The organism is Streptococcus sp. 27098_8_134 (assembly GCF_041431675.1).
In the GTDB taxonomy this organism is placed as follows: Bacteria; Bacillota; Bacilli; order Lactobacillales; family Streptococcaceae; genus Streptococcus; species Streptococcus sanguinis_R.
The window spans coordinates 637,054-663,058 of sequence record NZ_JAPVYD010000001.1 but is presented as its reverse complement, the minus strand read 5'-3'; the positions used below and the strand labels follow the sequence as shown (position 1 = coordinate 663,058).

Genomic DNA, 26,005 nt, shown 5'->3' with positions numbered 1-26,005 from the left:
CCGGTCTTTTTATGGAGGATAGTAAATGAATTTAAATCAATTAGATATCATCGTTTCAGATGTTCCTCAAGTCTGTGCTGACTTGGAGCGTATTTTTGATAAAAAGGCAGACTATGTTGACGACAGTTTTGCTCAGTTCACGATTGGCAGTCATTGCCTCATGTTGTCCCAAAATCATTTGATTCCTTTGGAAAATTTCCAGACAGGAATCATTCTTCATATCGAGATTGAGGATGTAGACCAGAATTACCAGCGGTTGAAAGAGCTTGGTGCTGAGATTTTACACGGCCCAGCTGTAACTGATTGGGGTACGGAATCGCTGCTAGTTAAAGGCCCTGCTGGTCTAGTGATTGATTTTTATCGAATGAAATAGGATGCGTAGTCATTTGAAGTTAACCTTAGAGGAAGGAATAGCGAGATTGTGTCTCGACGAACAGAAATGTGATAGTACGGCATGTATAGTAGTAGATAAGGGAATTTGAAATTAGTTTGTACTCGATTAAAAATTATTAAAATGTAGAACTTTTCTAATATTCTGATTTTTCTTGAATTATTATTTTAATAGTTATACAATGTATTTAAAATAAAGCAAAGATAAAGAGATGGTAATATGAAAGTTATCACGATATATCTTAAGGTATGATACTGAAGATGGTAGTGTATATTTTAATATCAAAAATAATCATTCATTTTTGATTACGAATGAATTGAAGAAGAATATACAAGAAAATAAAACAACGGAAAGTGAATATATTGCCTATTTTGGAAGAGAATAAACATTTACTTGAAGAAAATGAGGTAAACAAATATTTAAAACAGATAGAAGATAGGAATAATGAGATTGTAATATTTGTTAAATTTATATAATAAAAATGGAGAGGAGTGCTAGCCACTCTCTTTTTCTAGGAGGGCATTGTGAATAAAATATTTCACTATCTGGACAAGAAAACGAAGTTTTATACTATCATTGGCGCACTGGCAAATGGAGGTTTGGCTCTTGCTCAACCCTTAGTCGTATCACAAGCCTTGTCCTTAAATCAAGGAGAATTGACTTATTCTAAAATTATACAGTTTGCTGTTTTTGGCTTTACAGTATACTTTGTCCTGTATAGCTTAATGCTCTTTTGTAATCATACACATAATGTTTTTCGTCGTGAAATTCAAATGAATATGAGGGCAGATTTATTTGGCAAGCTGATGACAAATAAAGATTTTAGCGAAGATGAAAAAATCACCATGCTCACACAAGATATGGAGTATTTGGGGGATAATTACTTAGAAAAATACGTCAATATCATTTGCTGGAGCTTTGTTGCATTACTAACAGCGATTTATATTATTTCGCAAAATTTGTTGCTAGGTAGCATTTTTGTCTTTTTCACTATTTTGCGTCCTATTCCTCAGTTCTTGATGAATAAAAGACTCAAACATACTGGTGATGACATGGCGCAAGGCAGAGTAGATGTTCATAATCAAGTATCTGATAGTATCCGAGGAGCACATACTCTACTCATGAACCAAGCAATTTCTGAAAATCAGAACAGATTTTGGAAGATTAATCTAAATTATCAACGAGCAATTCAAAAATTTTGCTTTACCCATAATATTATTTTCTTTTGCAACGGTTTCATGGTCTTTTTGAGCCAAGTTTTACCACTTGTTTTAGGTTTTTACTTTGCTATGGCTGGGCAGAAAGTGTCAGTGGCAAGTCTTGTTGCCATGTACATCGCAGCAGGTCAACTAGTGAGCCCTATTCAGACTATTATGTATGATGCTGTAGATATACAAGGGGCCAAAACGACAGCTGATAAGATTTTTGGAATATTAGAAATTGGAGATGTAAAACAGATAGATAAAAAAGATGCGCAAGAATTGCATGCCCTGCACATTAAAAATTTAAGTAAATCTTATGGTGACAGACAGCTTTTTACTCACTTAAACTTGGATGTTCAAGCAGGTCAGAAAGTTTTAATCAAAGGACCGAGTGGTTGTGGTAAGTCAACCTTGTTCCGACTCATTACTGGAGAAGAAATAGCAGATGAGGGAGAAATTATCGGCGTGACAACTGTTAATGAATGTACATCAAGTTTTGTATCCAGTATAGGAATTATTAACCAACACCCATTTCTCTTTAATGATACAGTGCGTTACAATTTGACCTTAGGACAAGAATTTTCTGAGGAAGAGCTGCTTGCTGTTTTGAAACAAGTCAAACTGGATTTTGAATTGACGGGTGGGCTGGATTTTATTATCAAGAATAACGGGGAGAATATTTCTGGGGGACAAAGGGTGCGGATTGAATTGGCACGCTTTCTTCTTCGTAGAAAAAATCTGTTGTTGGCTGATGAAGTAACAGCAACCCTAGATAAAGAAAACGCCCTCATGGTACGTGAACTACTATTTTCTCTTCCTGTTATGATGTTAGAAATTGCCCATCATATTGATGATGAAAGTAGATATCAACAAGTTGTAGATTTAGGAAAATATTGATTCTGGCCCAAAAGTCAGTTTTATCATAAAAAGAAGTAAATATTTCAGCAATAAAAGACCCAGTATCAAGATTTTTCAGCACATAAAAATATTTGTTTTTCTGCTTATAACTATTTTTCCTAACTTCACTCTTATTTCTTATCACAAGATTGTGATAGTTTACATCTTTATAACAAAAGTTTTAAAGACTTGATTGTTTTGAAAGAAGATTATAAAATAAGATTCAGCAAAAATGAAAGAGGCTTTGAAAATGTCTGAAAAACAAATGAAAGTTTTGGGTTGGGTAGCGACCTTCATGTCTGTTATGATGTATGTGTCTTACTTCCCACAAATCATGAACAACTTGGCTGGTCAAAAAGGAAACTTCATCCAGCCCTTGGTTGCAGCGATTAACTGCAGTCTCTGGGTCTACTATGGACTTTTCAAAAAGGAAAGAGATATCCCTCTTGCAGCAGCCAATGCACCCGGGATTGTTTTTGGCCTAGTAACGGCTATCACGGCTTTGATTTAAAAGGAACAGAGAAGACTGGTTTTCAGTCTTCTTTTTTTGTTTAAGGAGAGGGCAATTGCTTTTTTTGAGAGGATAATTTTTAAAAAATGATCTGATCAACTTAAATAGTAGAATAGTATCAGTATGTAACAATATTTTATAAGAAAAGGTTTACATAATGAGCTATAATATAAGTAAATGAACAAGCAAATAAGAAAGCGAGTAGAAATATGACTGAAAAACTGACTTTTCCGGATGGTTTTTTGTGGGGTGGAGCGACAGCTGCCAACCAATGCGAGGGCGCTTACGATGCGGATGGTCGCGGGCTGGCCAATGTAGACGTGGTGCCGATTGGTGAGGACCGTCTGGCCATCATCACGGGTAAGAAAAAGATGTTTGACTTTGAGGAAGGCTATTTCTACCCAGCTAAGGAAGCTATTGACATGTACCATCGCTTCAAGGAGGATATTGCTCTCTTTGGCGAGATGGGTTTTAAGACCTATCGTCTGTCCATTGCTTGGAGCCGGATTTTCCCTAAGGGGGATGAGCTGGAGCCCAATGAAGCTGGCCTGAAATTTTACGAAGACCTCTTTAAGGAATGCCACAAGTACGGTATTGAGCCCTTGGTGACCATTACTCACTTTGACTGTCCCATGCACTTGATTGAGCAATATGGTGGTTGGCGAAATCGTCTCATGCTGGAATTTTACGAGCGTCTCTGCCGCACTCTCTTTACCCGCTACAAGGGATTGGTCAAGTACTGGCTGACCTTCAATGAAATTAACATGATCCTCCATGCACCCTTTATGGGGGCTGGGCTCTGCTTTGAAGAAGGGGAAAATGAGGAGCAGGTCAAGTATCAAGCAGCCCATCATGAGCTAGTCGCGTCAGCCATTGCCACCAAGCTGGCTCATGAGATTGATCCGGAAAATAAGGTCGGCTGTATGTTAGCGGCGGGTCAAAATTATCCTAACACCTGTCATCCACGCGATGTATGGGCTGGTATGGAGGAAGACAGGAAAAACTATTTCTTCATTGATGTGCAGGCGCGTGGCGAATATCCCAACTATGCCAAGAAAGCTTGGGAGCGCGAGGGCATCACTGTCGAAATGACAGAAGAAGACCTGCAGCTGCTCAAGGAGCATACGGTGGACTTCATTTCCTTCTCTTACTACTCTAGCCGGGTAGCTTCGGGCGATTCTAAGGTCAATGAGCTGACCGAGGGCAATATCTTTGCTTCTCTCAAGAACCCTTATTTGGAAGCTTCTGAGTGGGGCTGGCAGATTGATCCGCTGGGCTTGCGTATTACGCTAAATACCATCTGGGATCGCTATCAAAAGCCCATGTTTATCGTGGAAAATGGTCTGGGTGCAGTGGATACTCCAGATGAAAATGGCTATGTGGCTGATGATTTCCGGATTGACTACTTGGCGGCCCATGTCAAGGCCATGCGGGAAGCCATCAATGAGGACGGCGTGGTGCTGTGGGGCTACACGACCTGGGGCTGTATCGACCTAGTATCAGCCGGCACTGGCGAGATGAAGAAGCGCTATGGCTTTATCTACGTGGACCGGGACAATGAAGGTAAGGGGACACTCAAACGTTCCAAGAAAAAATCCTTTGATTGGTACAAGGAAGTTATCGCGACTAACGGAGCATCTGTGAAATAAACTAAGGCTGAGATATGAATGTCTCAGCCTTTTTCCTTAGCCCTCAAGGGCGAAAGTAATACTTCTAAAAATGATTTTGCAAAAAATTTTAAACATTTTGAGCCTCCTTTTTATAGCACATGCATTTCTTATTTCTTTCTATTTTAAAGTTCGATTCTCAAATATCCTTCAAGTAATTCTAAAATATTTCTAAAGTTTTTCGAATAGTCCATCTTTTATTGACTTAGCCTCTTATCCTTGCTACACTAGTGATAGGAAATTTCTGGAGGCGAGTGTTTATGGCTCATATTTTACTCATCGAAGACAACAGTGATATTCATGAAATTCTAAAAGAACTTTTTCAGAAGGAACACACGGTTTATTCCGCCTATTCGGGGACGGAGGGCATTTCGCTGTTTGAGCGGGAGGAGATTGATTTGGTCCTTTTGGATATCATGCTACCGGGGAAGAACGGTGATGAAGTGTTGAGGGAAATTCGCAGCAGCAATGCTACGGTGCCAGTGGTCATGCTGACGGCCCTTGGTGAGAAAGCGCTGGTTAGCCAGTACCTGCTGAATGGTGCTAATGATTATATCGTCAAACCTTTCAATCTGGATGAGGTTTTTGCCCGTATTACCGTGCAGCTGCGCAGCCAGCAGGCTTTGACTGGCGAGGAAGAAGGCCAGTCCTTTAAAAATATCCGGCTGCTCAAGACTACCTTTGAGGCGGTCTGTGGAGAGAAAAGCGTCCGTCTGAGCAAGAAAGAATATCATATCCTCCAGCTCTTGCTCCGTCATCCCAAGAAGATCTACACCAAGGAAGAGCTCTTTGAGCAGGTCTGGGAAGAGAGCTATCTGCCTGGGGATAATACCCTGAATACCCACCTCAGCAATCTACGTAAGAAACTGGCTCAGTTGGACCCAACAGAGGAATACATAGAGACTGTTTGGGGACTGGGTGTCCGGCTCAAGGAGGACTGATATGTTGGTGTTAGTGATTTTATTTGCCCTTATCAGTCTGTTTCTGGCTATTGGTTTCGTACGCTATCATCTGGCGGTCAAGGATGTGGCTCAGCAGATTCGTCGGAAGCGGAAGACAGGGAGCCAGAATCGTCTGGCTCCTGCTGCTCATGCCCCCAGTATTTTGGAGCTGACAGAGGAAGCAGAGCTGCTCTTTGGGGAGCTAGATAAGACGACCTTTGTCGTCCAGCAGGAAAAGAAGACGCTGGATATGGCTATCAGTAATATCGCCCATGATATCCGCACCCCTCTGACCATTGCCAGCGGCTACACCCAGCAGCTGCTGAAGGATGATAGTCAGGAAAGTCAGCAGCTAATCAAAATTGCAGATAGTCTGGGAATGGTGTCCAAACGGCTGGAAGCCTTGATGGAGTATCGCCGGCTGATGGAGGGAGCCATACGGGCCAATGTCCAGCCAACAGATATATCTCAGCTGGTAACCCAGCAGCTTTTTACTTATTATGATGCCTTCCAGAAAGCTCAGATTGACCTGCAGGTAGAGCTGGCTGAAGGTCTAGAGCTAGAGACAGACCCAGAAATTCTGGAGCGCATTGTCCAAAATATGATAAGCAATGTCCTCAAGCATGGCCGTAAGGCTGCCAGCATTTCTCTGAAAAAAGAGGGCGAGCATTGTATCTTTACCGTCAAAAATATCGTCCAGCAGCCTATCCAATATCTGGATAAGCTGACCAATCGCTTTTATTCAGAAAATCTATCCAGCAGCGAGGAGTCTTCTGGTCTGGGGCTTTACATCACCCAGCAGTTAGTCGAAATCCTAGGCGGGGACTTGACAATGAAAGCTGAGGACGACTGGTTTGAACTAGTTGTGACTTTGTAAAAAAGACTTGAAAAAGCAAAATAAGGAAGGCTCAGCTCTATCAGCTAGCCTCAAAATCCGCTCATAAACCTCAGCTAATTTTCGAATTGGCTGAGGTTTATTTTTAGATTAAATCACAGAAAGGCATGATAAATATGCCTTTTTGTTTTGTGATTTGAAAAGCAAGTCATCTCAGCGAGGTCATTTTACCGGTCAAGGTGAAAAATCAGCCAACTACTCTAAACCCTTGATATAACTGACTTGCAACTGACAGTTGACAATGATTCCAAGTTCAATCCCCCAAAAAGCAACTAGATTTTTTCTTTATTCCAAGTCCAGTCGCTAGAAAGGCAACTGGCTTTTTTGTTAATCTGAAAGCAGAAGCCGAGTTTTTGATTTCGGAATGAACGAGTCGCTGTCTTTGAAGATTTGGATCAAAAACTTGAGTTTAATTATATTATAAGGAGGTATTCTCATGAATACAGAAACAACTATCAAACCACAACCAAAACTAATTTTGCCGTTCCTAGCTTGGAACTTCGTCTGGACATGGGGATTCTGGCTGCTGGACATTATCCTCAAAAACCTTTGGCCAGACAGTCCACCTACAGCCTATCTAGCTCTTGAAGCTATTCTAAATGGTATTGCTATGTTTGGGCCTATGCTGGCCAGCCTAATCGTACTGAAAAAGAAAGGCTTCAAGGCCATTTGCTCCTATCTCTTTTCAGGCAAGAAAGAGACCTGGCTCTACTTGCTAATCTATGGTGGCGGTCTGACCACCTTCTATGCCCTAGCTTCTGGCGGCAAGCTGGTAGACGGCGCTTTAGTAAGATTTCCTTGGTTTTTTATCTATTGTATTGTCCTATCGGGCGGGATTGAAGAATTCGGCTGGCGTGGCTTCCTACAGCCGGCCTTAGAGAAAAAGTTTTCTTTCTTTGTCTCTACCTTGATGACCGGTATTATTTGGGCCATCTGGCATATTCCCCTCTGGTTTTACGATCGCTTTTATGATCGAAGTCAGGATCTTTTCTCAGTTTTTATCATTTTCAGTATCCTTCTCTCCTTCTGGCTTGCTGCACTTTATAAGAAGACCCAGTCTGCTATGGCTTGTAACATCTTTCATGCACTCTCCAACACCCTCATCCCGACTTTTGTTGGAATAGTTCAAGCTAACAATCAATTGGATTTTTCTCAAGTCAATCCCTTCTTTTACTTTGGAGGTGTGATTCTCCTGACGCTTTATAGTATCTATCTCTGGTATCGGACGGATAGGGAGGAAAAAGCTCTTCCGTCTAAAGAAGAAATCTAGCATTTTATGAAGAGGTGACAATCAGACTTTGCAGTCTCTCCGCCTTGTGCTATAATAAGTGTCAATGAAAGAAAGTATAAAAAATAAGAAAGAATAGGTAAAACAATCCATGAATCTATCAGACAGAATCCAGTACCTGCGGAAAGCGCGGGGCATTTCGCAGGAGGGGCTAGCCGACCAATTCGGTGTGTCCAGACAGGCCGTTTCCAAGTGGGAGAGCGAGCAGAGTATGCCTGATTTGGATAAGATCATTTCCATGAGTGACTATTTTGCGGTGACCACAGACTATCTGCTCAAGGGAATTGAGCCTGTAGTACAGAAAGAGGAAGAGCAGTCAATCAAGCACAGGAGAATAGCCAGCAATATTTGCTATCAGCTCTCTCTTGGCTTTATCGGTCTGGGCATCATCCTCTCCATTATCCTAGCTGATTTTCTCAAGATTAGTGTCTTGCTAACGCCGGTGCTGATTGTTCAGGGAGTAGGGCTGCTGGTGTGGGGAACGGGCCGCAATCTATCCGAGGTAAGACCTTCTTTTCAGGTTAAGCTAGCCTTGATTTTATTCTTGCTTTTTGTTCCCCTCGGATTTCTATCTAATGTTCTTTTTCCTCTGGGCAAGATCTTTCCATATCCGACCAGTCTGGCAGCCAGTCTTACCTTTGTCACTTTCTACCTTATCCTAGGAGTCTGCATCAGTCTGTTCTTGAAAAAGCAAGATTGGAAGCAGTGAAAGAAAGCCGATAAAGAGGGCTAGACCAGAAAGGGTGAAATCCGCTCATAATCCAATCAAAATCCGCTCAAAAAAACTCAGCTAATTTAGTGATTAGCTGAGTTTTTATTTTACAAATCTCTCTTCTTCAGTGTAGCCAGTCCTGCTAAGCTAAAGACCGTGATCAGACTGAGAGCAAAGATAGCTGTTTTGATGATGACACCTGGTATTGAAGCGTCTCCGTAGACGAACTCCATCTTGATAGCCTTGAACCATTCATTATTGGCATCAACCATTTGACTAGGGAGGCCGAGTAAGATGTAGGTCATGATATAGGTGATAAAGACGACACTATAGTTTCGAGTCAAGTAGAGGACAAAGCTGGTAATGCAGTACCAAGCATAGGTACAGATGACCTGCATGACAAAGAGTATTGCGAATTGTCCCCAGAAATTAGCTGGCAGGGTTCCCATATTACCGCCGGTTCGGACAAATTCGATGACAATACCTAAAATGTAGAGCAGTATGAACTGCATAGGCAGTAAGCTACCGATAACCAGTGCTTTAGAGAAGTAATACTGGGTCCGAGTCTTGCCTGTAGTCAGGTTATTGTGATAAAGTTTGTCATTGAGATCAACACCGAGAAGCAAGCTAGTCATGACATTGCAGGCAATAAAGATCATGCCAATGTTGTAGGAGACGACATCTATGGCAAAAAAGATACCGTTGTCGGAACTGACGACTTGGGAAGTGAAAATGGCGAGGAGAATTCCATTGATGCAGAAAGCCTGCACTCCCCAGAATCCTACGGAGCGGAAGAGACGGTAGTAATCCGCCTTGATACTATTAAACATGAGTGTTTCCTCCTTGTTGGTTGATTAAGTCTGTAAAGTATTTTTCTAAGTCTTTGTGGGCGTAGTAGATTTCCCCGATTGGGATGTCGGCTAGGACTAATTCCTTGGCAATCTTGCGAATTTCTTGTACCTTACCGGAAATATGCAGCTCATCTTCCTTGTTGCTTGGTCTGAGCTGGTAGCCTAGCTTGTCTTGCACTAAATGAGCAGCTTGCTTGAGATTATCCGTTTTGAGGATGATATAGTCGCCGCTTTCTCGATCAAATTCTTCCTTAGACAGCTCCTTGATGAAATGCCCTTGATTGATAAAACCAAAGCGAGTTGATACTAGATAGAGCTCGGACAGGATATGGCTGGAAATGATGATGGTGATGCCTAATTCTTGATTGAGGCGCTTGACCATTTCTCTAAATTCCTGAATCCCAACGGGGTCTAAACCATTGATGGGTTCGTCCAAGATGAGCAAGTCGGGACGCCCCAAAATGGCAATGGCAATGCCCAACCGCTGTTTCATCCCTAGAGAGAAATTGCGGAATTTCTTCTTTCCAGTATCGGTCAGGCCGACATATTGCAGGGTTTCTTTGATGACTTTGTCAGCATTTGGGATGCCCCGGTCGGTACAGTAGTAGCGCAGGTTTTCATAGGCCGACATGTGGGCATGAGCTACAGGGGTCTCGATAACAGATCCAGTATGGCTGAGGGCTTTGGTCCATTCCTGTTGGTTCTGAGAGCCCAGAACAGATACGGTTCCTCCGCTAGGATAGATGACTTGCGTGATGATTTTGATCAGTGTGGTCTTACCAGCACCGTTTTTTCCGATGAGACCGTAAATCTCTCCTTTCTTGATGGAAAGACTGACATCTTTCAGAGCATACTGATCACCGTATTTTTTAGTGAGTCCTTTCACTTCTAAAACATTTTGCATGATGTTTCTCCTTTAATTACTTTGTTTATACTTTTAGTATACAAACTAAATTTCAAATATTTCTCAAGAAATTCTAAAATATTTCTAAAGAAATTTAAAATTGAAAAAATTAAAATGAGCCAGTCAAGAACTAGCTCATTTTCTACTATAAATCCTTTTTGTGGAAAGTATAAAGACTTGCTGTGGTGAAGATTGTTCCTAAAAACAAGGCGATTAGAACAATTCTCAAGGTTACACCGTTACTTTGAAGCGTCTCAAAATCAAAGCTCATGGTGAAATGCTGCAGCCATAAAGATTTGGGATAAAATTGAGTCAGAGCTCCGGTTAAGGATGCGCAGAAAAGGTAACCTCCCAGAGCAGCAATCATAGATTTACTCAGATAAAGAATAAAGGAAATAATGGCTGTCCAAGCAATAACGGTCAGGCACTGCACAAAGAATAGAAGAATAAACTGAAGCAGGAAGGTGGCGGAAAACTCACCGATACCGTTTAGAATGGCCGCTAGGATAAAGTTGATGCTATAAAAGAGAGCCAACTGCAGGAACGTTAAGCAGACCATGACTAGGGCTTTAGAGACGAAGAAACTGGTACGGGAAACGCCGCTGGTTAATGTATTCTTGTAAAGCTGCTTGTTCAGATCTGTCCCGATGACGACCATAGAGAGGATAATGATGATAAAAGTATTATTACCGATAGCGTTGGACACCGCTTGTATAAGCTGGACGGCATTTAATTTGCCAAAGACTGCGCTCAAGGTCGTCAGTAGAAAGATGAATTCGGTAATCCAAACAGCCTTGGAACGAAAGAAACGGTAAAAATCTGCTTGAAAAGTATGTAACATGTTTTTTTCTCCTTACTGGACTAAATCTGTAAAGTATTTTTCTAAATCTTTGTGAGCTGCATAGATACCATTGACATGAATGTTGGATAGGACCAACTCCCTGTTGATGTCATTTAGTTCCTGTTCTTGGGCGACAATGTGCAGTTCGTCAGATTTATCAGCTTCCTTGAGCTGATAGTGGAGCTTGCCTTGGATGAGATTGGCAGCCTGGTCTCTATCGCTGGTTTTGAGGACGATATAATCTTCGCTGGCTCGGTCAAAGTCGTCCTTGGTGAATTCTGCAACAAGCCGTCCTTGGTCAATCACTCCAAACTTGGTGGCTACCAGATAAAGCTCAGACAAGATGTGGCTGGAAATAATAAAAGTAATCCCTAACTCTTGGTTGAGTCGCTGAATCATCAGTCGAAATTCCTTGATGCCAAGCGGATCGAGGCCGTTGATGGGCTCGTCTAAAATCATGAGTTCAGGCTTGCTTATAAGGGCAATAGCGATTCCTAGACGCTGCTTCATTCCTAGCGAAAAGTTACGGAATTTCTTTTTACCAGTATTGCTCAATCCGACATAGGCCAGGGTTTCCTTGATGAGCTGGTCGGGCTGGGCAATCTGGTGAACCTTGCAGTAGTAGTTGAGGTTTTGATAAGCAGTCATCTGATTGTAAGCGACCGGTGTTTCGATGACGGTTCCTATCTTACGCAGGGCTTCATTCCATTCCTTAGAGTTCTGCGAACCAAAGACAGAAACGGTTCCGCTGTTGGCATGAATGAGCCGGCTAATGGTCTTGAGAAGAGTAGTTTTGCCAGCCCCGTTCTTGCCAATCAGTCCATAAATATCGCCTTTCTGGATTGAAAGACTCACATGATCGAGGGCGTATTGCTGGCTATATTGTTTGGTAACTTGCTTTACTTCTAAAACAGTTTGCATGGTATATTCTCGCTTTCTTAGGTTTGATTTTAGTATACAAGCTAGACTTCAAATATTTCTCAAGAAATTCTAAAATATTTCTAAAGAAATACAGAACCAATCCAAAAGCAATAAAAAAGCAGTCAAAGGGCTGACTGCTTAAATTTATAAGTCCCTGTGCTGAAAGGCTTGGTAACCACCTAAGAGAGAACCAGCTAGGATAAGGAATAAGAATAGTTCAGAATTTATCTGAGGGAAAACGATAACGAGGCTAGACTGAAGCATAATCAGGGCGAAAAAGACCAGATAACTAGCTAGGGTGGAGCGGGTCAGGTAGAGGAGACAGGTAACTACGGAACTGCAGGTCATAATAAAGAGAAAGGAGCGAAAGAAAGACAAGGAAAAGCTCCAGAAAAAGTTCTTTGGCATAGTCCCAAGTCCATGGAAGAGGCTCCCAAAGATAAAGGCTGCGGCAAAGGCTGTTACTAGTTGAAAGATGATAATTGTGATAAGAACAGCTATTTTGGATAAGTAAAATTCTTTCCGAGAAACCCCGCCAGCTAATATATTGTTGTATAATTTTCTAGTCAGGTCACGACCTAACAGAAAGATAACGAGCACAAGGACAGTAATCATGACAAAGGGCAGGAAATCTTTAGCAAGCTCCTCGAGAGCTTCAAATCCTGTCCAACCTTGGATGACTATTTCTTCTGGATCAGAAGACGTAGAGATATAAAAATTAAAGTTTCTTTCACCAAGAGAGCTGATGAAAATGAGAAAAAAGAGCAGCCCTTCTATTAGCCAAAAAAGCTTGGAGCGGACAAGCTGGTATAGCTCCGCCTGAATGCTATGTAACATGAAATCTCCTCTGAATGATTAAGATTGTTCCTACTTTTTATAAATTTTTCTTTTTGAAAACCATCAGCCCGCCACCCATAAAGAGCAAGGTGACCGTTACCACTGTCAGGATAGCTTTGATAACAGCTCCGCTATCTGCTGCCATATCTGTGTTAAAACGCATGGTCAGATAGAGCAGCCATTCATTGTCAGGGTAAAAGATGAGGGGAATAGTCAGTAAGGTACCGCCAAGGAAATAGGTCAGAAAGCTAGATACAATCGAGTGGCTGGCATAGAGTATAAAAGAAATGATGGCAATCCATGCAACCGTGCTGAGAAATTGAATGAAGAGAGCAGCTCCCAACTGAGGCAAAAAAGAGCTGGGGGCGCTGCCAATTCCGTTGGACAGACTAGCGGTCACAAAGGAGATAGATAAAATCATCAGGAAGTGAAAGGCTGCGATGCTAACGCAGACAAAGAATTTAGAAAAATAATAGCTGAGCTTAGAGATGCCGTAGCTCAGACAGTTTTTATAAAGTTTCCGAGACAGGTCCACTCCAAGGACCATACCGATACCAATGATGGTGAAAAAGAGCAGACCGTCTGTATTGCCTGCAAAATAGTCCAGAGCTTGAAGTCCGGTTAGTTTTCCTAGAGCTTGAGTAGCAGCCTCATTTCTGGAGATATTTGCTCCAAAATGAATATTTGCTTGGAAGAAAGTTGCTGAGAAAATCACACAGACTAATAAAAACTCAGTAATCCAAAAGCCTTTTGAACGCATGAGCCGGTATAAATCGGCTCTAATGAAATCCATCATGATAAGCCTCCCTTTGTCATTTGACCAAGTCTGTAAAGAAGTTTTCTAGGTTTTGTCGTGCATAGTAAATCTCCTGCACCGGTATATCTGCAGCCGCAAGTTCCTTGACAATCTTGCTAATCTCATGCGAATGGGTAAAGATATGAATCTCGTCAGAAGCATTGACCACCTTGATACGATGCATGAGCTGGTCGTGAATCAGCCGGCTGGCTTCTTCCAACTGCGACGTTTTAAGCACGATATAGTCTTCGCTCTGCTCTTCAAACTCCGCCTTGGAAATCTCGCGAATCAGTCGTCCTTCCTCGATAATGCCGAAGCGAGTCCCCACTAAGTAGAGTTCAGACAGGATATGGCTGGAGATGATAAAGGTCATGCCCAACTCCTCGTTGAGTCGCTGCAGCAGCTGGCGGAATTCCTTGATGCCGACTGGATCCAGGCCATTGATAGGCTCGTCCAGTATCATCAGGTCGGGTCTGGTAAGAAGCGCGATAGCCAGACCCAGCCGCTGTTTCATCCCGAGTGAGAAGTCGCGAAATTTCTTCTTGCCGGTATCCGTCAAGTCCACGTATTCCAAGGTTTCACGGATGACCTTGTCCGCATGGGGAATATGGCGGAGCTTGCAGTAGTAGCTGAGATTTTCATAGGCTGTCAGGTGGTTGTGAGCGACCGGTGTTTCGATAACCGAACCGACCCGTTTGAGACTCTGCGTCCATTCTTGATAGTTCTGAGAGCCAAAGAGGGAGACATTGCCACTGCTTGCTTCCAAGAGCTGGGTAATGACCTTGATCAGAGTGGTCTTACCGGCCCCGTTCTTGCCAATCAAACCATAAATATCTCCTTTTTTTATCGTCAGACTCACATCGGTCAGAGCGTACTGCCGGCCGAATTTTTTGCTGACTTGCTGTAAAACTAAAACATTTTCCATGATCAAGTCTCCTTTTCATGATGTTGGGAGAGAAAACTCCTCTTCTTATTAACTAGTATAGCGCCAAACCTTCAAATATTTATAAAGAATTTCTCAAATATTTCTAAAGTTTTTGATGATGATTAAAAGCAAGTGGCAAATTGTGGAACTCTTAATCCTCAATCTCCAGCTCGTAAAGCCCTCTGACTGCATTGCAGGCGTAGATTTTCTTCGCTTGAGCCAGATCAGCCAGAGTCAGAATCTTCTCAGTAGCTCGACCCTTATCTAATAACTGCTGACGGTAGATGCCCTTGAGCAGGCCTAGTTCAGCTGGAGGCGTGTAGAGTTTGCCGTTTAGCTCCAGTAGCAGATTGCCGATAGAAGTTTCCAGTAGCTGGCCTTGGGCATTGTAGTAAATCTGTTCTTGCTGCTCCAAGGTCAGATGTGGCCGATGGCTGGTTTTGAAATAGGTAAAAGGCTGGGCTAGATTGGCTGTCTGCTCTACCAGTTTTGCCTTTCTGAAAGTATCCGTCAGTGGCAGTAGAGGAGTCGTTTCTAGCTCAATACTACCGTCTTTTTTTAGAGCTATACGCAGCCTGTAATCCTGTCCTTTATCCAGCTGAGCGCAGGTTTCTTCTAACACTTGCTTCAGTTTGTCTTGGTCAAAAGGATAGGCGAAGTATCTGGCTGCTTCTGTCAGCCTTTGCAGGTGTTGGTCTTGCAAGGTCAACTTTCCGTCTGTCACTTTTCCAGTCGAAATTAGGTCGAATCGCGGATTTTTCCGATAGAGGACGGCAGATTTTTGCTGGGTTTCGATGTATTCGGATTTCCAGGTGCTGTCCCAAGTGATGCCGCCGCCAACGCCATAGATGGCTTTTCTTCCCTCCAGCTGAATGGTGCGGATGGCGACGTTGAAAATCCGTCTCTGGTCTGGTAGACAGATACCGACTGTACCGCAGTAGACCCCGCGGGCAGCTTTTTCTGTCGCCTTGATGATAGCCATGGTCGAAATTTTAGGGGCGCCTGTGATGGATCCGCAAGGAAAGAGCGCCTTGAAAAGCTCTGCCAGTCCGATTCCCTCCTGCAGCTGGCTTTTGATGGTAGAGGTCATCTGCCAGACTGTAGAGTATTGCTCGACGCTGCAGAGACGCTCAACCCGCTCGCTGCCTGTTTGAGAAATACGGTTCATGTCATTGCGGAGTAAATCGACAATCATCATATTTTCTGCTCGGTTTTTAGCATCCTGGGCCAGCCATGCAGCCTGCTCTCTATCCTGCTCTAAGGTCAGTCCCCGATTGGTAGTTCCTTTCATCGGACGAGTTGTCAGTTGACCTCGGTGCTCCTCGAAAAAGAGCTCGGGACTGATGGACAAGATGGCGGTCTCGTCATGCTCTACATAGGCATTGTAGGCTGCATTTTGCTCAACGACTAGCCTGTTGTAAATAGCCAAGCTATCCTCAGGATTGAGCTCCGCGCGCAGCTGCATCGTGTAGTTGACCTGATAGGTATCGCCCTGGCGGATATGATGATGAATAGTCTCGATAGCCTTCTGGTACTCTTGCTCAGAAGTCAGCCCCTGCCAAGCTGCTGGCATTTCCACTTCCTCATAGGTCAAGGGAATGGAAGCCTGCTCGGCCTTATCGTGGATAGTAAAGTAGAGGAGGTATTCTTTCTGGAGCGGAGCCGAATGAACTTGGAATTTTTCCTCGAAGGCTGGCGCTGCTTCATAGCTGACATAGCCGACAGCGTAGTATCCTTTCTCCTGCCAACCCTCAATCTCTGTCAAAAGTTCCTCCACTTGGTCAAGACGGCGAGTCTTTAGCTCCTTGATGGGATTCGTAAAAATCAGGCGTTGGCCCAACTGCTTAAAATCAATAATTGTTTTCTTGTGCATAAAGTTATTTTATCATAAGATAATTTGAATGAAAACGGATTTATCGGATGTGACAATCATTCTTTTATAATGGTTGACAGATTAGAAAGTGGCTAGGTATACTATGTTTAAAAAAGAAAGAATGAGATTTCTATGAAGTCAAAGAAATTGTTATTGGTAAATGGAATTACTGGAATTTTAGGAGGCCTCATCATCCTTTACGCTTCTTCTCAGAGATGGCACTGGGAAATAGTTGCTTTAGTTCCCAAAATGGTCGAAAAGTCTGACTGGGGCGTCCTGATCATACTGATCAGCTTGCTGTTTCTTTGTCTTTCCCTGGCTGGAATGGCTCATTATAGTGAAGAGCCAAGAGTCAATAAGATGAGCCATAAGCTTCTCTTTTTCGCCTTTCTTGCAGGAATCATTCCATTTTTGGGGAACTTGGCCGGCGTTCTAGCTATCATATCGGGGATTTTTTATCTTCAAGATGTACCCAAATTCAAGAGCGATGACAAAGCTGACTAACCCATGCTTCCTTCTGCTCGAAAGCCCTCGAAAATTATGATAAAATAAGGAAATGACAAAACCTTAAAAGGAAGCCTTATGAAAAAAATAAATGAATCCTATAAACTCATCGTCTTTGCGGCGATCGCTCTGGCCCTGGTTCTCTATATCGGGAACATCTGGTCTGGCCTGCAGAGTCTGACTTCGGTTTTTTCACCCATTATATTGGGTGGAGTTCTAGCCTTTATCTTTAATGTCCCGATGAAAAAGCTGGAAGACCTTCTAGAAAAATGCCGAGTCCCTCAGAAGTTGCAGCGCAGCCTGGCCTTAGTTTTAGAGGTGCTGATTTTAGTTCTCATTATGACGGGGATTGTCTCCATCGTCGTGCCGACTTTGACCACAGCGGTCAATCAGCTGAGCGAAACAATCGGCAAGGTAGCGCCTCAGGTAGCTAAGTGGCTGCAGCAGTCTGGTTTGCTTTCCTCTAGCCAGTTGAAAGATTTGACCAAGCAGCTGCAAAACAGCGACATTGTCAACCGAGCCATCTCTCTTCTAGGCAGCCTGACAGGCAATATCTCTGCCATCTTTGGCAATTTCTTCTCTGTCATCATGTCTATCTTTCTCATGTTTGCTTTCTTGAGCAGCAAGGAGCATTTGCAGACAATTACTAGCCGTCTCTTGCAGGTCCTGCTTCCTGAGAAGGCTGTGAAACGCCTATCCTATGTCGGTTCTGTCATTGTTGAGACCTATGATAAGTTTCTGATGGGGCAGATGATAGAGGCCGTCATTGTTGGGATTTTAGTCTTTATCGCCTACTCTCTGACAGGCCTGCCTTATGCTGCCTTGACAGGAGTTTTGGCCGGAGTGCTCTCTTTCATTCCCTACATCGGGCCTTTCTCAGCTTGTGCTCTGGGAGCTATCTTTATCTTTACCGACAGCCCTTGGAAAGCCCTCCTTTCTATCGCAGTCTTTCAAGGAGTGCAGCTGATTGAGGGCAATGTCATCTATCCGCGCGTGGTGGGCCAGTCCGTCGGACTCCCAACTCTCTTTACCCTAGCCGCAGCCCTGATTGGGGGCAACCTCTTTGGCTTGGTCGGCATGATTTTCTTCACGCCTATCTTTGCAGTTATCTACCGCTTGGTTAGAGAGTTTGTTGTGGAGAAGGAAGAGAAAAAGCGTTAGTAAAAGAATGAAAAGAAACCAACGAGATTTTATTCTCGCTGGTTTTTCTTTTTCTAAGGTCATAACTTCTACCTATAGCAAACAATAATTACAGTCAATGGTGCTTCTAAAATGGGGATTTTGGACTGGTTGACGAGACAGGTTATAGTTTAAAACTATATCAAACTCTGGGAAATTCCAATTATACAGAGGGGGGATTTTCTGATAAGATAAAATCAAGAAAAATTTTGGAGGACGTTTATGTCAACGACTATCATTGGTTTCCCACGTTTGGGCGAATTCCGCGAATTGAAATTTACAACTGAAAAATACTTTAGACATGAAATCTCAGCAGAAGAGCTTCTGGCTGCGGCCAAAGAGCTGCGCGCTAAGCACTGGAATATTGTTAAGGAGAAAGGAATTTCAGAGCTTCCGTCTAATGACTTTTCTCATTATGACAATGTGCTGGATGCGGCTTTTCTCTTTAACGTGGTGCCGTCATCTGTGCAAGGGTTGGAGTTGACTGACTTGGAGCGTTATTTTGCCTTGGCTCGTGGTTATCAGGGCGAAAAAGGGGATGTCCGCGCCCTTCCGATGAAGAAATGGTTCAACACTAACTACCACTATATCGTTCCTAAATTTGAAAAAGAAACCCAAGTCAAATTGGCTGGACACAAGATTTTTGATGAATTTGCGGAAGCTAAAGAGTTGGGCTTGGTAACCCGTCCAGTAGTGGTCGGACCATTCACTCTCCTACAAGTGTCTGACTTTGAAGACGGTGTGGTACCAGCTGACTTTGTTGATGCTCTGGCTACAGCCTATCAAGAAGTCTTTGCAAAATTAGCAGAGCTGGGCGCAGAGCGTATCCAGTTGGATGAGCCAAGTTTGGTCAAAGATTTGTCTGCAGAAGAAAAAGCTCTCTTCTTGGACCTTTATAAGAAGCTTTTGGCAGACAAGAAAGGCTTGGAAGTCTTGATTCAAACCTACTTTGGCGACATTCGTGACATCTATGCAGACCTTGTAGAGTTGCCAGTAGATGCGATTGGTCTGGACTTTGTCGAAGGCAAGAAAACTCTTGAGCTTGTCAAAGGTGGCTTCCCAGCTGATAAGACTCTTTATGCAGGTATTGTCAATGGTAAGAACATCTGGCGCAACAACTATGAAAAGAGCTTGGCTGTTCTTGAGCAAATCCCAGCTGAAAACATAGTCTTGACAAGCTCATGTTCGCTGCTCCATGTGCCATTTACGACTGCTAACGAAGAATTTGAACCAGCAATCTTGAACCACTTTGCCTTTGCGGTGGAAAAATTGGATGAAATCCGTGACTTGGATGCTATCCGTAATGGCGGTGGTGCAGAAGCACTTGCTGCTAACAAAGCTCTCTTTGCAGCAGAGCGTGTTGGGCAAAATGCAGAGCTAGCTGCTCGGATCGCTGGCTTGACAGATGCAGACTACACTCGCCTGCCGGTCTTTGCAGAGCGTGAGGAAATTCAGCACAAGGCGCTCAATCTGCCACCATTGCCAACTACGACAATTGGTTCCTTCCCTCAAACCAAGGAAGTCCGTGCCAAACGTTTGGCTTTCCGCAAGGGCGAGCTGTCAGCAGAAGACTATGACAAGTTCTTGGCTGAGCAGATTGATGAATGGATCAAGTGGCAAGAAGAAGTCGGCTTTGACGTGCTGGTGCACGGTGAGTTCGAGCGTAATGACATGGTTGAGTACTTCGGTCAAAACCTGTCAGGTTACCTCTTCTCTAAGAATGGTTGGGTACAATCATACGGTATGCGTGGGGTGAAACCACCAATCATCTGGGGTGATGTGACTCGTCTCAACCCAATCACTGTGAAATGGTCTAGCTATGCACAAAGCCGTACAGACAAACCTGTTAAGGGCATGCTGACTGGACCTGTAACCATCCTCAACTGGTCATTCCCACGTGAAGACATCTCTATCAAGGATTCTACCCTTCAAATCGCCTTGGCAATCAAGGATGAGGTGCTTGACCTTGAAGCTGCTGGCGTGAAGATTATCCAAATCGACGAGGCTGCTCTTCGTGAGAAATTGCCACTCCGTCGCAGCGACTGGTATGAAGATTACCTTGACTGGGCAATTCCAGCCTTCCGATTGGTACACTCAACTGTAGCGCCAGATACGCAAATCCACACTCACATGTGTTACTCCGAATTTACTGATATCATCCCTGCTATTGACAACATGGATGCGGACGTGATTTCCTTTGAAGCAAGCCGCTCTAACTTGGAAATCCTGGATGAGCTCAAGGCTAAGAACTTCCAAACAGAAGTGGGGCCTGGAGTTTACGATATCCACTCACCACGCGTGCCAAATGAAGGGGAAATTGACCATACGATCGAAGCTATCTTGGCTAAGGTGCCAAGCAGCAAGGTCTGGATCAACCCTGACTGTGGTCTCAAAACTCGTGGTATCCCAGAAACCAAGGCTAGCTTGGAGCGCTTAGTAGAAGCAGCCAAAGCAGCTAGACAACATTTGCAATAATCCTCCTGGAACCTCAAAAGTTTATCTTGATGGAGGAACATACCAAAATTGAAGCAGAGCTGACAATCCTGCAGAAGCTGTTCTTCTAGGATTGTCCTCGGCTATCACTACCATAATTGAAAGGAACTTTTTGTTATATGGTTCGTCGTCACACACCCAGTCTCTCATTTGAAGTATTTCCTCCCAATCCGGCAGTAGGCAATGATAAGATTTTTCAGGCGTTGAGAGAGATGCAAGATCTGGCTCCTCACTTTATCAGTGTGACAGCCAGCAATAATAAGTTTGACATTGAGGAGACGACGGTTCGTTTGACGGAGTTCATCGCCAACGACCTCAAGATTCCGACGATTGCTCACTTACCTGCGGTCTATCTGACCAAGGACATGGTGTCTAATATCTTACAGTCTTTAGATCGGGTTGGTGTCCATCAGATTTTGGCTTTGCGAGGGGATATTTTTCCAGATGTAGCGCCTAAGGATGATTTTACCTATGCGACTGACTTGATTGAATACATCAAGACAGAAGCACCGCACTTTGACATCATCGGAGCCTGCTATCCGGAGGGCCATCCGGATTCGCCTAATCAGATTTCGGATATTCAAAATCTCAAGAAAAAGGTGGATGCTGGCTGTTCTAGTCTGGTGACTCAGCTTTTCTTTGACAATGAGCGTTTTTATGATTTTCAGGACAAGTGTATTTTAGCGGGTATTGAAGTGCCAATCCATGCCGGGATTATGCCGATTCTCAATCGCAATCAGGCTCTGCGCCTGCTTAAGACATGTGAGAATATCAAGCTGCCAAGAAAATTCCGGGCTATTCTGGATAAGTACGAACATGACCCAGAGTCTCTGAGAGCAGCTGGTCTGGCTTATGCTGTGGACCAAATTGTTGACTTGGTGACCCAAGATGTAGCGGGCATACACCTTTACACTATGAATAATGCTGCAACAGCCTACCATATCTATAAGGCTACCCATGCCCTCTTTAATCATAACCCATCCGTCCAATCTTTTTAAGATGAATGAAGAAACCACTAATCAGATTCATTTGCTGTTTAGTGGTTTTTGTTTTATAATAAGGGTAAAAGTTTTATCCAAATCTAAGGAGGGGCTGATGGAGCATTCACTGACCTTGGTTAAGTCTATGCAGTTTGGCCAAGAAGATTGTTTTTTTGCCTTCTGTGGTTATTCAAAAACGGAAGCCCATCATAGCTTTGGGCCGGCTGTCCGGGATGTTTATGTCATTCACATCGTACTGAAGGGACGGGGGACTTACTCCGTGGGCAATCAGCGCTATGATTTGCAGGAAGGGCAGGGCTTTGTGGTGCCGCCGAGTCAGTCGGTCTTTTATCAGGCTGATGGAGAAGAGCCTTGGTCTTATGTCTGGATGGGACTGGGTGGGCATCTCTTGCCTCGCTATCTGCAGGATCTGGGCTTACAGTCTGACCAGTGGTCTTTTGAGCTGACTTCTTTGCAGGAATTTAAGGCCTTGGTCTTTGAAAGTTTGGCCTATGAGGGCAGCGGAATAACAGCTGAACTAGCTCTGCAAAGGCAAGTTTATCGCTTTTTAGAACTCTTGTCCCAGCGTCTCAAGCAGACCTCTTTAATCACGGAAAGCCGTCGGATCAATCCTTATGTCCAGCAGGTCTTGGAACTACTGAGCAGTCATCTGCCAGAAAGTTTATCTGTGCAGGAGTTGGCGCAGAAATTGGCGCTGCACCCTTCCTACCTATCTCGGCTTTTCAAGGATGAAGTAGGCAAGGGGATCAAGGAGTACAGCAATGATTTGCGACTCAATATGGCAGCTGATTTGCTGACGGGCAGCCAGCTTTCGGTGGAAGAGATTGCCAATAAGACAGGCTTTGCCGGAACACAGAGCTTTTCAAAAGCCTTCAAGAAGGCGCGCGGCCAGTCGCCTTTGAACTTTCGCAAGGCTAGCTCTCATCTGGGGCAAGAGCTGTAAAAAGTCACATTTGGATAAATAATACTAGAAAGAAAGGCTTACCAAAAGGGGTGGCCTTTTTTATAATGAAAGTGGAAGTTTGACTGCAGACTGTGAAAGGAGAAGACCATGAATAAGGCGAGTATTTGGTTTAACGAAGAGTGCAGGCAATTTCATCTGACTAACGGTGAGATTTCTTATATCTTTCGGGTTTATGAGGATGGTAAACTCTTGCAGCTTTACTACGGAGCGGTGGTACCAGAGCGGGATTATTCTTATTTGGTGGAGCTGCAGCATCGGCCCATGACGACCTATCGGAAAGAAGGAGATTTACGCTATTCTTTGGAGCATGTGCGTCAGGAATTTCCAGAATACGGCACGACAGATTTTCGTCATCCCGCTATCTGTCTGCGGCAGGAAAATGGCTCGCGTATTACTGATTTTGTCTATGTCAGTCATCAGATAGTAGATGGTAAGCCTGCTTTAGAGGGGGTGCCCGCTACTTATACAGAGACTCAAACGGAGGCTAAGACTCTTATTCTAACCCTACGAGATGAGGTGACAGAAGTAGAAGTTCAGCTGTTTTATACGATTTTTGCTGATTGGCCGGTTATCACTCGCTCCAGCAAAGTGATTAATCAAGGCAGGGAAACTTGCTACTTGGAATCCCTAGCTAGTCTGTCGCTTGATCTGCCAGATGCTGATTATGACTGGCTGCAGTTATCAGGGGCATGGGCTCGGGAACGCCATATCAAGGAGCGCCCGCTTCAGCAGGGGATTCAGTCTATTGAGTCAACCCGCGGCATTTCCAGTCCCCACCACAATCCTTTTGTGGCTCTTAAGCGACCGGAAACGACTGAATTTTCAGGTCCAGTACTAGGAACGGCCTTGGTGTATTCAGGTAATTTTCTCATTCAGGCTGAGGTGGATACCTATGATGTGACCCGGTTGCAGCTAGCCATCAATCCTTTTGGTTTTGAGTGGAAGCTGGCTGCAGGCCAGTCCTTTACCAGTCCAGAAGCTCTGCTAGTATATTCTGAGCGGGGCCTCAACGGCATGAGTCAAGTCTTTCATCAGCTATTTCGTCGACGCCTAGCTAGGGGCTACTGGCGCGAGCGAGCGCGTCCTGTTCTCATCAATAACTGGGAAGCTACCTATTTTGACTTTAGTGAGAATCAGCTGCTGGAGCTTGCTGAAAAGGCTCAAGATGTAGGAGTGGAGCTCTTTGTGCTAGATGACGGATGGTTTGGCCAGCGGACTAACGATCGCGCTGGGCTGGGGGATTGGTTTGTCAATCCAGAAAGGCTGCCGAAGGGGCTGGGCTCGCTAGCAGAGCGTATTCACGGTTTGGGCATGCAGTTTGGTCTTTGGTTTGAGCCGGAAATGGTCAATAAGGACAGCCAACTCTACCGAACTCATCCTGACTGGCTGCTGGCAGTGCCAGATAGACAGCCCCACCATGGTCGGAACCAGTTTGTTTTGGACTATTCTCGGCCGGAAGTAGTGGATGAGATTTTTGAGCGTCTGTCAGCGGTTATCGAGGAAGCGCAGCTGAACTATATCAAGTGGGATATGAATCGTCCTCTGACGGATGTCTTCTCAGCTGCCTGGCCAGCTAATCAGCAAGGAGAGATTTTTCACCGCTATGTCTTGGGTGTTTATGACTTGTATGAGCGTTTGATTAGTCGCTATCCGAGATTGTTATTTGAGTCCTGCTCTTCGGGTGGAGGCCGCTTTGATCCAGGTATGCTCTACTATGCTCCGCAAGCTTGGACCAGCGATGACTCGGATGCGATTGAGCGCTTGAAAATCCAGTATGGGACCAGTCTTCTCTATCCGCTTTCATCCATGGGAGCCCATGTCTCCATCGTGCCCAATCACCAGACCAATCGTCTGACTCCGTTGAAGACGCGGGGGAATGTCGCCTTTTTCGGTTCCTTTGGCTATGAGCTGGACCTTAATCAGCTAAGTCCAGAAGAATTGGCTGAAGTCAGGGAACAGATAGCTTTTTACAAGCGCCATCGAGAGCTGATTCATAATGGAACTTTTTATAGACTGCAGTCGCCATTTAAGGGAGATGGACAGACAGCTTGGATGCTTGTCAGTCAGGATCAGAACACTGCACTTTTAGGAACTTTCAAGGTCCTCAATCAAGTCAATCGCTCTCATCAGCGCTTGCAACTGAAAGGACTGGCTGCGGATAAGGTCTATCGGCTGGAGGGGCGTACCTATACGGGGGCTGAGCTTATGCGAGTTGGGCTGGTCACAACGGACGCTTCCAGCGGTCAGCTTTTAGAGGATTCTGAGCAAAAGCCGAGCTATGACTTTGATTCCAAACTCTGGCTGTTTGAAGCAGAAGATGAGTAGATAAGCTGGGTAATAAAAAAAGCAGAAGGAACAAGCTGATTAAAAGCTGTCCTTCTTGTTTTTTCTCTGAGAGAAAAGGATAGTACCATTATCTCTGATAATTCTATAAGAAAAGGCTTTCAAAAAGATATATAATAGGATGAAGAGTTCGTAAAATAATATTGGCCAAAAGTGAGAGAATTTGTAAAAAATGAAGAAAGCATTCGGCAAATGCGAGGAAAATCATGAGAAAAAGGGGCTTTATGACGAGAAAAATCATCTTTCTGGATGTGGACGGTACCATCATCGACTATGATAATCATATACCGGAGTCTGCTGTGGTCGCCATTCGCAAGGCACGGGAAAAGGGCCATCTGGTCTATGTCTGCACAGGTCGCAGCAAGGCTGAGATGCCGCCGGAAATTTGGGATATTGGCTTTGATGGCATGATTGGGGGCAACGGCTCCTATGTGGAGCATGAGGGGGAGGTTATTCTGCACCAACTGATTCCGCGAGATGTCGCTAAAAGGCTAGTCGACTGGCTTCAGGAGCGGGAGCTAGAGTTTTACCTAGAGAGTAATAACGGTCTCTTTGCAAGCAAAGGCTTCCGCGAAGCAGCACGACCAGTGCTTCGGACCTATGTACTTGGAAAAGGTGTCAATCCAGAAAAAGTAGTAAATATGGAGGCTGAAGAAGCTCTTCATGGCCTGGTTTATGGTGGGGAGATCTACCGGGACGACCTGAACAAAGTCAGCTTTATTCTCAGAAGCTATCAAGACCATCTGGACTCTAAGTCAGCTTTTCCTGAACTTAAGGCAGGTACTTGGGGAGGAAAGGACGAGCATGCTCTCTTTGGTGACTTGGGCGTCAAAGACATTACCAAAGCGCATGCCATTGAGCTTCTCCTGAAGCATCTGGATGCTGACAGGGCAGATACTCTGGCTTTTGGCGATGCCAAGGTTGATATTCCTATGCTGGACTATTGTCAGGTCGGGGTCGCTATGGGAAATGGCGGAGCGGAAATCAAGGCCATGGCTGATCTGGTGACAGACTCGGTCAGCCAAGACGGTCTCTACAAGGCCTTTGAAAAGTTAGAACTCATCTAAAG

23 protein-coding genes are annotated in these 26,005 nt (G+C 44.2%); 15 read left to right on the top strand and 8 right to left on the bottom strand.

Going from position 1 to position 26,005, the window contains the following annotated elements:
- The first annotated feature begins 25 nt into the window (after nt 1-25).
- The 8 genes from O3620_RS03115 (at nt 26) to O3620_RS03080 (ending at nt 8,501) form a co-directional block, all read left to right on the top strand.
- Nucleotides 26-373, top strand: a complete 348-nt coding sequence (locus tag O3620_RS03115; RefSeq protein WP_002896549.1) for a VOC family protein — start codon at nt 26-28, stop codon at nt 371-373.
- Nucleotides 374-915: 542 nt separating this feature from the next.
- Complete coding sequence (locus tag O3620_RS03110) at nt 916-2,490, top strand: ABC transporter ATP-binding protein (RefSeq protein ID WP_002896547.1); 1,575 nt, start codon at nt 916-918, stop codon at nt 2,488-2,490.
- 250 nt (nt 2,491-2,740) lie between these two features.
- Nucleotides 2,741-3,001, top strand: coding sequence for a SemiSWEET family transporter (locus O3620_RS03105; protein ID WP_001291476.1), 261 nt, complete (start codon nt 2,741-2,743; stop codon nt 2,999-3,001).
- Between the two features lie 209 nt (nt 3,002-3,210).
- Nucleotides 3,211-4,650, top strand: a complete 1,440-nt coding sequence (locus tag O3620_RS03100) for a 6-phospho-beta-glucosidase (RefSeq protein ID WP_371601428.1) — start codon at nt 3,211-3,213, stop codon at nt 4,648-4,650.
- A 278-nt stretch (nt 4,651-4,928) separates the two neighbouring features.
- Nucleotides 4,929-5,609 (top strand): response regulator transcription factor, encoded by a 681-nt coding sequence (locus tag O3620_RS03095; RefSeq protein WP_002919670.1) that lies wholly within the window; start codon nt 4,929-4,931, stop codon nt 5,607-5,609.
- Between the two features lies 1 nt (nt 5,610).
- On the top strand, nt 5,611-6,486 hold the full coding sequence (locus O3620_RS03090) for a sensor histidine kinase KdpD (protein ID WP_002919669.1): 876 nt from the start codon (nt 5,611-5,613) through the stop codon (nt 6,484-6,486).
- A 454-nt stretch (nt 6,487-6,940) separates the two neighbouring features.
- Nucleotides 6,941-7,774, top strand: a complete 834-nt coding sequence (locus O3620_RS03085) for a CPBP family intramembrane glutamic endopeptidase (RefSeq protein WP_002919666.1) — start codon at nt 6,941-6,943, stop codon at nt 7,772-7,774.
- Between the two features lie 109 nt (nt 7,775-7,883).
- Nucleotides 7,884-8,501 (top strand): helix-turn-helix domain-containing protein, encoded by a 618-nt coding sequence (locus O3620_RS03080; RefSeq protein WP_002919664.1) that lies wholly within the window; start codon nt 7,884-7,886, stop codon nt 8,499-8,501.
- 110 nt (nt 8,502-8,611) lie between these two features.
- On the opposite strand, the gene O3620_RS03075 is transcribed toward O3620_RS03080, so the two are convergent.
- The 8 genes from O3620_RS03075 to pabB form a co-directional block, all read right to left on the bottom strand.
- The gene (locus tag O3620_RS03075; RefSeq protein ID WP_371601427.1) at nt 8,612-9,334 is read right to left on the bottom strand and encodes a lantibiotic ABC transporter permease; all 723 of its coding nucleotides are present in this window, start codon (nt 9,332-9,334) and stop codon (nt 8,612-8,614) included.
- Nucleotides 9,327-10,259 carry an ABC transporter ATP-binding protein gene (locus O3620_RS03070; RefSeq protein ID WP_371601426.1) on the bottom strand — a complete coding sequence of 311 codons (933 nt, stop codon included), beginning with the start codon at nt 10,257-10,259 and terminating at the stop codon, nt 9,327-9,329. The genes O3620_RS03075 and O3620_RS03070 overlap by 8 nt, the downstream gene beginning before the upstream one ends.
- A gap of 145 nt (nt 10,260-10,404) precedes the next feature.
- Complete coding sequence (locus O3620_RS03065; RefSeq protein ID WP_371601425.1) at nt 10,405-11,100, bottom strand: ABC transporter permease; 696 nt, start codon at nt 11,098-11,100, stop codon at nt 10,405-10,407.
- Between the two features lie 12 nt (nt 11,101-11,112).
- On the bottom strand, nt 11,113-12,021 hold the full coding sequence (locus O3620_RS03060; protein ID WP_101771769.1) for an ATP-binding cassette domain-containing protein: 909 nt from the start codon (nt 12,019-12,021) through the stop codon (nt 11,113-11,115).
- Between the two features lie 144 nt (nt 12,022-12,165).
- Nucleotides 12,166-12,858 carry an ABC transporter permease gene (locus O3620_RS03055; RefSeq protein WP_101771768.1) on the bottom strand — a complete coding sequence of 231 codons (693 nt, stop codon included), beginning with the start codon at nt 12,856-12,858 and terminating at the stop codon, nt 12,166-12,168.
- A gap of 37 nt (nt 12,859-12,895) precedes the next feature.
- Complete coding sequence (locus O3620_RS03050) at nt 12,896-13,654, bottom strand: ABC transporter permease (protein ID WP_371601424.1); 759 nt, start codon at nt 13,652-13,654, stop codon at nt 12,896-12,898.
- A 16-nt stretch (nt 13,655-13,670) separates the two neighbouring features.
- Complete coding sequence (locus tag O3620_RS03045) at nt 13,671-14,579, bottom strand: ATP-binding cassette domain-containing protein (RefSeq protein WP_371601423.1); 909 nt, start codon at nt 14,577-14,579, stop codon at nt 13,671-13,673.
- A gap of 151 nt (nt 14,580-14,730) precedes the next feature.
- Entirely contained in the window at nt 14,731-16,452 is a 1,722-nt protein-coding gene (gene pabB / locus O3620_RS03040) for an aminodeoxychorismate synthase component I (RefSeq protein ID WP_371601422.1), read from the bottom strand.
- Between the two features lie 132 nt (nt 16,453-16,584).
- On the opposite strand from pabB, the gene O3620_RS03035 reads away from it, so the two are divergent.
- The 7 genes from O3620_RS03035 (at nt 16,585) to O3620_RS03005 (ending at nt 26,003) form a co-directional block, all read left to right on the top strand.
- Nucleotides 16,585-16,956, top strand: coding sequence for a hypothetical protein (locus O3620_RS03035; protein WP_002901428.1), 372 nt, complete (start codon nt 16,585-16,587; stop codon nt 16,954-16,956).
- A 78-nt stretch (nt 16,957-17,034) separates the two neighbouring features.
- Nucleotides 17,035-18,117 carry an AI-2E family transporter gene (locus O3620_RS03030; protein ID WP_061594982.1) on the top strand — a complete coding sequence of 361 codons (1,083 nt, stop codon included), beginning with the start codon at nt 17,035-17,037 and terminating at the stop codon, nt 18,115-18,117.
- Between the two features lie 240 nt (nt 18,118-18,357).
- On the top strand, nt 18,358-20,610 hold the full coding sequence (gene metE, locus O3620_RS03025; protein WP_002919649.1) for a 5-methyltetrahydropteroyltriglutamate--homocysteine S-methyltransferase: 2,253 nt from the start codon (nt 18,358-18,360) through the stop codon (nt 20,608-20,610).
- Between the two features lie 137 nt (nt 20,611-20,747).
- Nucleotides 20,748-21,626: a methylenetetrahydrofolate reductase [NAD(P)H] gene (gene metF, locus O3620_RS03020; protein ID WP_002896521.1), complete on the top strand. Its 879-nt coding sequence runs from the start codon at nt 20,748-20,750 to the stop codon at nt 21,624-21,626.
- Between the two features lies 1 nt (nt 21,627).
- On the top strand, nt 21,628-22,572 hold the full coding sequence (locus O3620_RS03015) for an AraC family transcriptional regulator (RefSeq protein ID WP_002919648.1): 945 nt from the start codon (nt 21,628-21,630) through the stop codon (nt 22,570-22,572).
- 108 nt (nt 22,573-22,680) lie between these two features.
- Nucleotides 22,681-24,918 carry an alpha-galactosidase gene (locus O3620_RS03010; protein ID WP_002919647.1) on the top strand — a complete coding sequence of 746 codons (2,238 nt, stop codon included), beginning with the start codon at nt 22,681-22,683 and terminating at the stop codon, nt 24,916-24,918.
- A 242-nt stretch (nt 24,919-25,160) separates the two neighbouring features.
- Nucleotides 25,161-26,003, top strand: coding sequence for an HAD family hydrolase (locus tag O3620_RS03005; protein WP_050540622.1), 843 nt, complete (start codon nt 25,161-25,163; stop codon nt 26,001-26,003).
- The last annotated feature ends 2 nt before the right edge of the window (nt 26,004-26,005 follow it).